Origin of the sequence: Niveispirillum sp. KHB5.9, from assembly GCF_048066115.1 — a bacterium.
GTDB lineage: Bacteria > Pseudomonadota > Alphaproteobacteria > Azospirillales > Azospirillaceae > Niveispirillum.
Window position 1 is genome coordinate 18,689 of the sequence record NZ_JBLTYX010000038.1, and the last position, 12,180, is coordinate 30,868.

Annotated in this window: 10 protein-coding genes; 4 read left to right on the forward strand and 6 right to left on the reverse strand. The window is 62.1% G+C overall.

The annotated features are described in order from the left end of the window. Positions 1–22 precede the first annotated feature (22 nt). The gene (locus ACM9HJ_RS30045) at positions 23–487 is read right to left on the reverse strand and encodes a hypothetical protein (protein WP_416575490.1); all 465 of its coding nucleotides are present in this window, start codon (positions 485–487) and stop codon (positions 23–25) included. Beyond that, on the reverse strand, positions 487–2,553 hold the full coding sequence (locus ACM9HJ_RS30050) for a TonB-dependent receptor (protein WP_416575491.1): 2,067 nt from the start codon (positions 2,551–2,553) through the stop codon (positions 487–489). The genes ACM9HJ_RS30045 and ACM9HJ_RS30050 overlap by 1 nt, the downstream gene beginning before the upstream one ends. A gap of 31 nt (positions 2,554–2,584) precedes the next feature. Here ACM9HJ_RS30050 and ACM9HJ_RS30055 point away from each other — a divergent pair, with 31 nt between their 5' ends. The 3 genes from ACM9HJ_RS30055 (at position 2,585) to ACM9HJ_RS30065 (ending at position 6,758) form a co-directional block, all read left to right on the forward strand. After that, complete coding sequence (locus tag ACM9HJ_RS30055; RefSeq protein ID WP_416575492.1) at positions 2,585–3,559, forward strand: helix-turn-helix domain-containing protein; 975 nt, start codon at positions 2,585–2,587, stop codon at positions 3,557–3,559. Positions 3,560–3,647: 88 nt separating this feature from the next. Continuing rightward, positions 3,648–4,514, forward strand: coding sequence for a helix-turn-helix domain-containing protein (locus tag ACM9HJ_RS30060; protein ID WP_416575493.1), 867 nt, complete (start codon positions 3,648–3,650; stop codon positions 4,512–4,514). Positions 4,515–4,628: 114 nt separating this feature from the next. Then, positions 4,629–6,758, forward strand: coding sequence for a TonB-dependent receptor (locus ACM9HJ_RS30065; protein ID WP_416575494.1), 2,130 nt, complete (start codon positions 4,629–4,631; stop codon positions 6,756–6,758). A gap of 79 nt (positions 6,759–6,837) precedes the next feature. Here ACM9HJ_RS30065 and ACM9HJ_RS30070 read toward each other — a convergent pair whose 3' ends face one another. Genes ACM9HJ_RS30070 through ACM9HJ_RS30080 form a run of 3 tightly spaced genes read right to left on the reverse strand, consistent with a single transcriptional unit; the run spans position 6,838 to position 10,007 of the window. Then, positions 6,838–7,035 (reverse strand): hypothetical protein, encoded by a 198-nt coding sequence (locus ACM9HJ_RS30070; RefSeq protein ID WP_416575495.1) that lies wholly within the window; start codon positions 7,033–7,035, stop codon positions 6,838–6,840. After that, on the reverse strand, positions 7,032–8,105 hold the full coding sequence (locus tag ACM9HJ_RS30075) for a PepSY-associated TM helix domain-containing protein (protein WP_416575496.1): 1,074 nt from the start codon (positions 8,103–8,105) through the stop codon (positions 7,032–7,034). Before ACM9HJ_RS30075 ends, ACM9HJ_RS30070 begins: the two co-directional genes overlap by 4 nt. 6 nt (positions 8,106–8,111) lie before the next feature. Continuing rightward, a complete protein-coding gene (locus ACM9HJ_RS30080; protein WP_416575499.1) occupies positions 8,112–10,007 on the reverse strand; it encodes a TonB-dependent receptor in 1,896 nt (631 codons plus the stop codon). Positions 10,008–10,249: 242 nt separating this feature from the next. Between ACM9HJ_RS30080 and ACM9HJ_RS30085 the strand changes: the two genes are divergently transcribed. After that, positions 10,250–11,254 carry a helix-turn-helix transcriptional regulator gene (locus tag ACM9HJ_RS30085; protein WP_416575497.1) on the forward strand — a complete coding sequence of 335 codons (1,005 nt, stop codon included), beginning with the start codon at positions 10,250–10,252 and terminating at the stop codon, positions 11,252–11,254. Between the two features lie 118 nt (positions 11,255–11,372). On the opposite strand, the gene mog is transcribed toward ACM9HJ_RS30085, so the two are convergent. Then, positions 11,373–11,903, reverse strand: a complete 531-nt coding sequence (mog, locus tag ACM9HJ_RS30090) for a molybdopterin adenylyltransferase (RefSeq protein WP_416575498.1) — start codon at positions 11,901–11,903, stop codon at positions 11,373–11,375. Between the last annotated feature and the right edge of the window lie 277 nt (positions 11,904–12,180).

Below are 12,180 nucleotides of genomic sequence, written 5' to 3' on the forward strand. Positions count from 1 at the left end.
GTGGTAATGCCGCGGTGCCGCATCATATGAGTTGCCCTTTGTTCAACGTTGTGCCCGTCCAGTCCTGAACCAATGCACCAACCGATTCCCAAAGCCCGAATTCGGGAAACCGGGAGCGCAGCCATTCCAGGCCATCCGGCAGCCCCGCCGCAATCAAGCCTGGAACGCCGAACACCTTTTCCACGCTCAACACCGCCATCCGCGCATAGGCGGATGGCGGCACAATATTGACCATGGCATCGACCTTTGACCGGATCGCGTCCCCTGCGCCGTCCACCAGCCATTGCTTCGTCGCCCTGGCGACACCGTCGGCCTGTTCCAGGGCCGCTTCATCCATGAAGACGCGCAACACCATGAAGCGCTGGCCACGCGCGAACCAGAGGTTCCATTCGGCCAAATGCGCCAGATGATCGTCCAGCGAGGCAGGTCCACGATAGACGGCGATGGCCAGGGGCCAGATCGCCGTCTCTGTGCGAATGGGCAGCATCAGAAGGTCACCTTCACACCCGCCATGAAGGTACGCGGCTGGACAAGAACCGCACTGTCATAATCGCTTTCCGAGCCGCTGCCGCCGGTCGGCACGACACCGGGATAGCGGGCAAGTGCCGCCCGGCTGTCAAACAGGTTCTTCAGCGATCCGAACAGCCGGAACCGACCAAGATCATAGGATGCCTGGATGTCGGCGATGATACGATCGTCGGTGCGCCCACGCGGGCGGTTGTTGACATCCGTGAAGTAGGCACCGGTATAGGTCAGGGCACCCGACGCGGTGAGGTCGCCATGCCGCCATTCAACACTGCCGCCCGCCGTGACATCCGGGGCCGTCAGCAGATCGTTCCCCTCCAGGCCGGAACCCGGATAGTGCGTGATCCGGGTCCGCAACAGGCCAAGCTGGGCACGCGCCGTGATGCCATCCAGAATCGCGCCCTCGATACCCAGTTCAGCGCCTGACGTCTGCACACGCGGGGCATTGCGCACCACGAAGGCTTCGTCATGGGTATTGCCGGGCGTCAGGTCGAAGGGCAACTGCATATTGCGGTACCGGGAATGGAACAGGTTCTGTGTTGTCCTGATCTTCCCGCCCGCCCATTTCTGGCGGCCGAACAGTTCCGCCGTCCAGACATATTCGGGACCATATTCATAATTCACGATGGGGATGGCAAAAGCAATGCCACCGCCACCGGCATTATATCCGCGCGAAATCTGCGCGCCCCAGGTCATGCAATCATCCGGGTGCCAGGTCACGCCCAGCTTGGGCAGCAATACATCATATGTCGCGTCAGAGTTGATGCGGGCGATGGCACCGGCGGCATCGCCGCCATTTCGTTCACGCTCTTCTCGCTCGTATCGCAGCCCCGCAGTCAGGTCGAGCGTGTCACTAACCGGCAGCAGACCCTCGACATAGGCAGCGGCAGTATCGGTTTTGTCGCGGAAATTCTGGGCCGTGATGAACTCGATAAATTCCTTCTGTCGCGCCCGGTACAGATAGAGGCCGGTGACCAGCGATGTGCCATCCGCCGCCTCGTACCGCAGGCGCGGTTCGGCGATATATTCGTCAGTGTCGATGCGGGCATTGGAGCTGTTGGGGACAGCCCGGCGACGGAAGCGAAAATCGGTGTAAGAGGTAGAAATCTCAAGCTTGTAGCCATCAGCCAGGGGTATCCAAGCCTCCATGCCCAGGCTGTTGGTGCGCGGCTCATGCACCGGTTGCTGCGGAAAATTGGAGCGGCGGTTGGCAAAGGGCCTGACAATGATCTCGCCATTGGGGCCGCGATGGTCGACATGCGCGCCCGTCACCAGTAAGCGCAGATCAGGATCGGAAGGCGCTGTAAACAGCAACTTGCCGCGCAGCGCGGTTGATTTCACCCGGCCAGGGTCGCTCACCCCTTCATAGCTGTCATAGCTGGTCACGGAATCGCGCTGATAGCGATCCGCCGAAAGGCGCAGGGCGACGCTGTCAGCCACCAGCGGCAGATTGACCATGGCGGATGCCCGGCGCTGATCATAATTGCCGGCCGCAATCTGGGCCGCCCCTTCCTGAACGAAGGCCGGGTCCATTGTGTCCACCACCACCGTGCCGGCAATGGCATTGCGCCCAACCAGCGTGCTTTGCGGACCACGCAGAACCTCAATACGGTCAATGTCCCACAGACCGATATCGCCGAACACCACCTCATTGTAACTGGCGGGTCGGCCATCAATGCGCCAGTTCAGGCGGGCGCGGCTTCCGGCGAAAAAGGCATTGGCGTTTTCCGCCGGTCCAGTGCCATCCACGCCGCGCACGGTGGGGGCCTTGCCGGTACCGGTGACCAGGGTGATATTGGGGATGGCTTCCAGCACATCACGAACGGTATCAAGCCCCGCCTGATCCTGAATGTCCTTGGCCGTCAGGATGACCGTACTATTGCCCGTCAGCATCTGCGACCGGCGGATCATCTCCGCTGTGACGATGATTTCCGGTATGTCAGAAGCGCCCCCCTGTTCCTGGGCAGCAACGGGCACAACGCCCGCCAATACGGAAAGGGCGCTAACACTGGCGATCCAACGGTTCATCTCTCTCATACCCCGAGCGCGAAATACGATATTGCGAATAATTCGCAGTCATTGTTTCCTTACCGCATCTGGCGATGCCCGCCACTCCGCTCCTGGGGAAATTGCTCCAATCATGTCGAAATCGACACAGGCGAACCTGGAAATGGATGCTCAGGCGGAATTTGATGCGCTACGTCAGCGGGCCGTCGCCCTGGGCGTCATCCCGCAACAGATTGCCATGGCACCGGATGGGCGGGTGCGCATGGCGGTGCTGGATTATGCCCGCTTTGCTGGCGATCTGCCCCCCGCCGGCTATATCAGCCTGGGCCTGTGTACCCGCTCCATCGCCCCGATCAGCCGCCAGTCACGCCAAGGAACCCTGTCCGGTGTCTTGCGGCCTGGATCGGTGATCCTTTCCCCACCGGACGAAGGGGCAACCGTCCGGTGGGACCGCTGCCGGATGGTCGCCATCGGTATTGATCCGGAAGGGCTGGATGAACGGCTGAACCTTACCGATAGCCGCCGCCTGCTGTCATCGGCGGCGTTGCGGATCCATCGCGATCCCTTGCTGACCGCCATCATGACCGCCCTTTGGCATGAAAGCGCGGTGAACGGACTTTCCGGGGACTTTTTCGATCATTGCATCGGGCGGGTTTTCAGCCGTTTGGGAGAGTTGGCCGGCGATCCGCCCACACGGCGGCGCGACAGGCCCCTGACGGCTGCCCAGGTCATAAAGGTCAAAGAGTTTATAGCAACCCATCTGGAAGAAGGGGCGGGTGTGGCAGCAATGGCCGCCCTGGTCGGGCGCGATCCCGCCAGTTTCAGCCGGGCTTTCCGGGACGCAACCGGCCTGCCGCCGCACCAGTTCCTGACAAATGCCAGAATGGCGCAGGCTGAAGCCCTGCTGCGCGACGGCATGTCCGTGACGGCAACGGCAACCGCAGTTGGATACACAAACCCCAGCAAATTCAGCGCTGCCTATCAGCGCTATCGGGGCACGAAGCCATCCCGCTGCCGCCAGACATGAAGGGGCACGGGGCAGCAGCACCATTCCTGAATAACGATAAAACCACAACGCGCCGGGATTGGCGTACCGGCAAGGCAGTGCGATCACAATGGGAACCGAGAGCATCAGGCGCGTTGCACAGGCCGGCGGTCTGGATGGGTATTTGCAGACTGCTGAGACAATGGGCGGTACTTTCCACCACTCCCATCAAATTCAGACGGTGCCTGTCCATTACAACCCCTCCCTGCCGGCCGGATTGCACCTTTCCTGCGGCATCGCCCGCCTTTCCACACAGGGCGGTCTGGGCGGGTTCGATCTTGCGGGGCCGGGGCTGACCGCCATGCTTTGCCCGGCCGATGCCCCAGCCTTCTCCACCCGGATGATGGAGGGCGAGGCAAAATCCTGCGGCTTCTTCCTGCCGGTCGATGCTGCCGCAGAAATTCCGCACCTGGGCGACATCCAGGCGATACTCCGCCACGGTGCGCCCCTGCGCGCCACCAACAGACCGCCACCCCATTTAATTGCCCAGCTTTGTGCCCCTATTGACCCGTGGTTTCAGGATGGTGCCCGCGCGCTGGTGGCGCAGGCGCGGGTATTGGAATTGACAGCACTGGTCTGGACCTGGCTGTCCGGCAAAGACGAGCGGCTGCAGCCTTCCCCACGCTTGGCCACCCAGGCCGATACTGCCCGCGACATGCTGGAAGACCGATTGCGCAATCCGCCCTCGCTGGCCGAATTGGCACGCATGGTCGGCACCAATGTTCGCACATTGACCGATGCGTTCCGCCTGCGCTTCGACATGTCCATCGCGACTTATGTGACAAAGCGCCGTCTGGAGGTGGCCGCCCATCTGCTGCAAGAGGGCATGGGGGTGGCGCAGGCCGCTTATCATGTCGGCTATACCCCGTCCCATTTCTCCAACGCCTTTCAGCGCCAATTCGGCATGAGGCCCCAGGCCGCCCGCCACCGCAGATAATATGCCGGCTGGCGCATGACGGCTCCGTTGCCCGATCTGGGAGCGCCTCACTAATTGTGAATCATTCGCAATTTGGAGGCAGAGATGTCCAGAATACGGCTGGTTGGATCCTTGATGCTGGGTACCACCACTCTTTTTCCCCTCAGCGCCCTGGGCCAGACCATTGCCGATCCTGTGGTCGATGAAATCGTGGTGACGGCATCACGGCATATGCAGCGGCTGGCCGACGCGCCAGTAGCGGCGACCGTGATCACAGAAAGCATCATTCATGACGCCCGGATCGAAACGCTGCGCCAAATTGATGATTATGTGCCCAATGTGAAGTTCAATCAGATCGGACAGGTTGGCGGCACCTACATCACCATCCGCGGGATTGAGAGCAACCCGTTCATCGTCAACCGCGCTGCCGTCTATATTGATGGCATCCCCTATCGCCAGCCATCGGACCAAGCCTTGGGCTTTGCCGAACAGATCGAGGTGCTGCGCGGCCCGCAGGGCACGCTGTATGGCGCCAACACGGAATCCGGGCTGATCGTGGTGCGCACCCGTACCCCTTCCGACAGGTTGGAAGCGGAAGCAACGGGCAGCGGTTACCGCTTCACCAATGGCGAAGGCTTCAATGGCCGGCTTTCCCTGGCCGGTCCCCTCAGCCCGGACATCCTCACCGGTTCCTTCGTTGTCACGCATGAAGATGCGGATAGTTTCGTACGCAATGACGCCTCCTCCATCGGGGAACCGGGTGACGTGCACGAGACCTTCCTGCAGGGCAAGCTGCGCTGGACGCCGGGCGACCGGACACAGGTGGATTTTGTCACCTCCGCCTCCCTGCTGCGGGCACCCGGCCTTTACGAACAGGAGTTCCTGCCCATTGATCGTTCCCGTTACGACGCCAATTACAGCGCCGCCTTCAACAGCGGACGCAAGGCCGGGCGCTACAGCCTGCTGCATGACGCCCCCAAAGACACGCGAGAGGATGAGTATCTGGCGGGTGCCAACCTTAATCACCTGTTCGATGGCGCGGTACTGGATGTCAGCGCTTCCTGGCGCGATGTGAAAGATATCTCCTTGGGCACCGACCTGGATTTGACCGCCATGCCGGGGGCTGCCGGGGGCCATCGTGATGATGAGACCTATTGGAATTTCGAGGCACGGCTGGCCTCGGAGGATGGAGCTAGGCTGCAATGGCTGGTCGGCCTGAACCATTACCGTGATCGGCGTGACAAGGCCCTGTCCACCCTGATCGGCCCCGGCGATCTGGATGATTACAGTTGGGCACCCCGGCAAAGTACCTGGTCGCGCGACAGCGCCCTGTTCGGGCAGGCCGGAGCCTCCCTGGGCGGCGGCCTGCGGCTGACGGGCGGCCTGCGCTATGAACGTGCAGAACGGGAGAAACGGCAGCAGGCCGGAAGCCTGAACCTGGGTCCGCTGGGCACCCTCGCCTATCAGGCCGAACAGTTACAGGATACACACACGGCCCTGTTGCCCCGCGTCTCCCTGGACTGGAAGCCGGATGCCGATTGGCTGCTCTATGCCTCCGTCGCCAAGGGCTGGATTCCCGGCGGCTTTAATCTGGCGGCTACCGGGCTTGGTGTGGCCGGGGACTATTCGCGCTACGGATCGGAACGGCTATGGACCTATGAAATGGGGGCCAAGGCGACCCTTCTGGATGGCAAGGCCCTGCTGGGCGGTGCGCTGTTCCATACCGATGCCGATAATTGGCAGGAATATTCCATCCTCTACGACGCCAATGGCCGCATCGTCTCCACCACCATGGTCACATCTGCCGCCGCCATCCGGTCGCGGGGGCTGGAACTGGAACTGACGGCGCGGCCAACGCCGGAACTGGACCTGATGGCCTCTGTCGGATTGGTGGACAGCGAATACACCAAAGGGGCCAACCTTCAAGGTCGCAAGGTGAAGCTGGTGCCGGAATGGGATGCCTCCCTGGCGGCAAGCTGGCGGCCTTGGCAGGGGCTGTTCCTGCGTGGGGAAGTGAATGGCACCGGACGCACACCGCTGCATGGCGACAATATCGCCTTTCAGGATGCCTATTGGCTGGTCAATGCCCAGGTCGGCTGGGAGAGCGAACGCTGGACACTGCGGCTTTATGCGGAAAACCTGACCAAGACCCATTATTATACGACCAGCGCCTACAGCAACTCTCTGTTCGGCTATGATGGCACCTATTATGCCGGGGTGGGGGCACCGCAGGTCATCGGTGCGGAATTGGGCTGGCGCTGGTGAAGCCGTCACGCAGAGCCGATGCCCTTATCCGGACAGTCCCATCAAGATCATACCGACAGCCAGGCGCAGCCAGGGCCTGTTACGATCCGGCATCCTCTCGGCCCTTCGTCGGGGTGCGGAACCGGTAATTGGCGATGGCAGCGATGAGCGGCGGCACCAGCAGCAGCAGGGTGGCCGCCGCATCACCGACCCCATCCATGACCAGCGCCAGAACCAGCCCCGCCAGGGTTAAGGCCGCGCAGAGGGCGGGAAAAGCGAATATCTGAACCGCCTTCATGCAACACCCCTTCCCCGCCACCACAGCCGCAGCCCCGTCCACAACACGGCAATGGCCACCAGATCCAGCACCGCCCACAGCAGTTTCAGCGCCAGACCGCCATAGTCGCCAAAATGTAGCGGCTGTGACAGCAACAGCCCGGTAATGTACCAGGGGATGTCGGGCACCGATGCCACCACCCCATTTTGCGTATCCACCAGAACCGCCCGCATCAGCCGGCTTTCCAGGGCACTGCCTCCGCGCAGATAAATCGCATAGTGACCGGGATCGCTCATCAGCGACCCCGGCATGGCGATGATCGCGGGGGCATGGCCGGGCAGGGCCGCAAGCGCCGTCTGCAAGGCGGCACCCGCTGACACCAGCGGCGGGCGGATCACCGCATCCGGTGGGGTCGGCGCCATGGCCGTCACCTGCCATATCTGGAAAATATAGCCACCCCAGGCATTGATCCAGCCCGTGCCGCCCACGACCAGCAACCAGGCGGCGGTGACAATACCCAGCAGGTTGTGCCAATCCAGCCGGCGCACTTGGACACCGCGATCCCGCCGGACCGCGCCGAAGGGCAGCCGCCGCATGAAAGGGGCATAAAGCACGATGCCCGACAGGAGGGAGAGCAGGAAAGCAATGGCGATCAGCCCCAGCAGCGGCGGCCCCGCCGGCCCCAGCAGCAATTGCCCGTGCAGCTTCAACACCAGTTCCATGATACCGGCATCCCCCCCGGCCACCGGTTCACCCGTCGCCGCGTCCAGTAGGACGCTGATGTTATCCGACGGATAGGCGGTGGCCGTGGCAGCCATGGAGAGGGTGATCTGACCGGGCGTCTCCGGTTCCCAGACGATGAACTGCACAACCCGGTCAGGCTGCAGGGTGGAACCGGTGGCAACGACCTCCTCCAACGACCGTGCGGGGGTGGCAGCCGCCACCGTTCCCGTGCCTGTCAATGCCTGGTCAATCTCCTCCCGAAAGATCAGTGGCAGGCCCGTTACGCACAGAAGCAGCATGAACAGGGTGCAGAGCAGTGACGACCAGCGATGCAGAACCGACCAGCGGCGAATGGTTTGCGGTGACATGGCGGATCAGAAGCCTGTCTGCAGCCGCACACCCAACTCGCGTCCCTTGCCCAACTGATAGGCGTTACCAATGCCGGGGCCGGCATTGAAGGCATAGGTGGCGAAGCGACGGTCGGACAGGTTGTCGCCATAGAGATCAAGGGTGAAATTCCGGCTCACCTGCCAGCGGAAACCCGCATCCAGTAACGTATAGGCTCTCTGGCCGATGCTGTTCGCCTCGTCAAACCAGCTTTTGCCAATCAGGCTGACCCCGGCATGGGGGGTGAACCGGCCCAGCGGCAGGTCGAACCCATATTCCAGATTGGCATTCACCGTGGCTGAGGGTGCGTAGGGCAGCTTGTTGCCTGACAGGTCAATCCCCGGATTGGCCGGATTGTCATAGCGGCTGAACCAACTGTCATTAAGCGCCCCCGCCAGGGTCAGGACCAGGCTGTCCACAGGCTCCGCGCGGGCGGTCAGATTGATGCCCTTGCTTTTGGCCGTGCCGACATTCTGGAGATACATGCCGCTGACCGGCCCGACGGAGAGCTGGAAATCTGTGCTGACAAGGTAATAGGCCGCCGCCCCCAGTTCAAAGCGTCCGTCGGCGCTGCGCAAGCGTCCGCCGACCTCGTAATTGTAACTATGCTGCGGATCATAGCTGTAGGCGATGGTGGCCGGCGTCACGGCGCGGGTGAAACCACCCGCCTTGAAGCCGGTACTGAACACGGCATAGAGATGCAGTGCCTCGCTGGCCTGATAGCCAAGGGCAAGCTTGGGCAGCAGGCTGGTCGCCTTATCCTGGTTGTTCAGCGCCGTGGCACCGAACCAGGTGTCAGCCTTGGTCCGCTCGTTAGAAATGCGCAGGCCGGGGGTCACGTCGATGGCGTCCGTGGCGTGCCAGGTCAACTCACCAAAGGCGGCCAGGGTGCGGATATCCTGGCGCGATCCCAGCGCATAAGCCGGCACCGTGCGGCGGAAACGCAGGTCTTCGTAGTAAAGACCGGCAACATAATCGACCGCCCCTTCGGTTTTCGATGCAAGGCGCAGTTCCTGACTGAAGGTCCGTTGCACCTCTGGCGTATAGCTGCCGAACACGGTGCGGTCGAAATCACGGTCCTGATAGCCGGTCAGGGCGGTCAGTGAGGCGAAGCCAAGATCAAAATCGGCATTGATCCCGAAACTGTCCGTCTGCAACCGGTAATGGGATGGCACCTCCAGCGCCCGGCGCTGATCAAGGAAGGCCTCCGGCACGAAATATTCCTCGTCGGATCGTACCACGCTGCGCTGGGCGGACAGCATGATATCCGCCACCCCGCCCACCGGCGCGTACCGTACACGCAGCCGCCCGGTTTCCCCCTTCGACCCGCCCAGTTCCCCGCCGCTGGTCAAGCCCGACAATTCGCCCTTCTCCCGCCGCGCAGCGAACAGGCCGTCAACATGCAATGTGTCAGCGATGACAGGCAGCGTTACCAGGGCCTGCCCCGTCTCCCCCAGTTCCGTGACGGTGCCGACCGCCTCCACCGCCGCGTCACCGTCAGGCCGTCGTGTGGCGACATTGATAACCCCGCCAACGGCACCACGCCCATAGAGCGTGCCTTGGGGACCATAGAGCAGTTCCACCCGGTCCAGCCCGACCGGCAGCGACTGGAAGAACAGCGCCTGATCCTGCGGCAATCCATCAACGTAAAGCTGGGCGGAAGGATTGTAGAAATCGACCGAGGATTGGCCACGGATCGTGACATTGCCATAGACGCGGCTGGACCGGGCGCGTATCGACAGATCGGTGAACAGCCGGTCCAATTGCTCCACCCCCTGCAGTCCGCGCGGGTCCAGCCGGTTGGCGGCGGCCACAGCCACCTGCCCGTCAATGCTGGCAAGAAGCTGCGGCCGTTTGCCCGCCGTGACGATGATTTCCTCCATCACGGGAACAGGCTCGCTGGATCGGACGGGACCGGCAAGCAGGGCTAAGCTGCTGGTCAAGCCCATGAAGACAAAAATACGAACGGCAGACAAACTCATCTCCTGCGGACGAACGGGCAGATAGGAATTGGCGGGGCGCAGAGTGTCGGGTCGTTCCGGCTTCCGCTAATGCGATCGGGGACGGAACCGATGTGATCAGAACTTAATTGACTATGATTTTCATTCGCATACATAATTCGCTTATGTCCGTTTCGCCAAATCTCCCCCACTCCAGCCTGGATATCGCCCAGCGCCCCCTGGCCCAGGCTGGCGACCTTGTGTCAGAGCCTGTCGGGTTGCGACCGGAACAGCATTTCCAGGGGGCTGTGCGACCTGTCGGGCGTGGCGTGCGCCTAGCCGTGCGCCCGGGTTTCGACCTGTCGGTCTATGAGCTGGAGGTGAACGGGCGACCGCCGGTTTCCGCCACGACACAGCCCTGTCTGGCCATTGTCGTGCTGTTATCCGGCGCGGGTGAGGGACAGATAGATCCAAATGGCGACACACCGCTGCCACCCACCCCCTACCGTGCCGGACATCTCTATGTCTCGCTTTCGCGTGAGACGGTAACGGGAACGGCCCGCGCCGTTGGGGGGGAGTCTTTCCGTCTGGTGGAACTGCGGCTGTCGTTGGCCTTCCTGGAGCGGACGGGGGCGCTTGGCATCTTCACGCAGGCCGATGCGACACACAGGCTGCACCATGCCTCCAACGCCCGGCTCTGGCTGGGTGTCGCTCCGGCACCGCGTGCCATCCTGACGGATGCGCAGACAATGTTCCGCGACGTGCTGGACGGTGCCCAGGCCGATCTCCGCGTGGAGAGCCGGGCGCTTTCCCTGTTCGAGACGGTGCTGGACCTGATGCGCACGGGCACACCGACAGCGATGAGTGCCGCGCCGTCAATGCGCGACACAACTCGCCTGGACGGGGTGCGTCAGGCCATGCGCCGCGATCTTGCCCATCCCTGGACGATTGCCGAACTGGCCCGCTTGGCCGGCCTCAACGACAAGCGGCTGAAAGCGGGCTATCGCGCCCGCTTCGGCAAGCCCGTCCATGCCGACCTGCAGGCGATGCGTGTCGAACAGGGACGCCTGTTGCTGCTGGACGGTGCATCGGTGACGGAAGCCTCCCTGACGGTCGGCTATGCAAATCCCAGTCACTTTGCCCGGCTTTTCCGCCGCGTCTACGGCATGACACCCAAGCGATGCCGATAAGCAGCCTGCCCCTATAGCATTGCCAAATGTCAGCATTAATGGATTTTTACTTACAATGTCCGTTTCAATAATAATATTCACCATTATTTTGTTGAAACAACTGGCTATAGGATAATTTTTATTTTCCCGGTCGAAACGCCGGACAGATTGCGGGATCAGTTTCCAGCCGGGCGGCTCCGATCAGGTCCAGGCAATAGGGGATCGCCGGAAAGACGGCCTTCAGGCACAGATCGATCGCAGAGGGCTTGCCAGGCAAATTGACAATCAGCGAGCGACCGCGCAGGCCTGCCGTCTGGCGCGACAGGATGGCGGTGGGCACCTGTTTCAGGCTTTCCATCCGCATCAACTCCCCAAAACCTGGCAGCATCCGGTCGCATACCGCTTCCGTGGCCTCCGGTGTCACGTCGCGCGGGGCGGGGCCCGTGCCGCCAGTGGTAACCACCAGACAGCAACCGTCATTGTCACACAAGCTGGACAACGCTGCCTCGATCACCGGCCGCTCATCGGGCACGCAGCGCCGCAGCGCCTCAAACGGCATCGCCAGAATGGCGCGCAAGCTGGTCTCCACCGCCGGGCCGCCCTTATCCTCATAGTGGCCCTGACTGGCACGATCGGAGATGGTGAGGATGCCGATACAAGGAAGGCGCATATCTTAAAGCTCCTGAATCGAAGGCGACCAAGTGTATCCGGCCGGAAAGACCACAACCATAACAGTATTGATCCGCCGCAGCCTTGCGGCGGATCAATACTGGCGTACAATCAGAACCGCAGGTTCAACGCGCTATAGACGGCACGGCCATCGCCCAGCGGGCGGAGATTGATCTGGACATCCACCTCTTCCCACTTGGTGCCACCCCAATTTGCGTTATGTGCAGTTTGGAAACGCAGGCTCTCATTATCCTGGATTTGGAAATCACCGCCGGCTT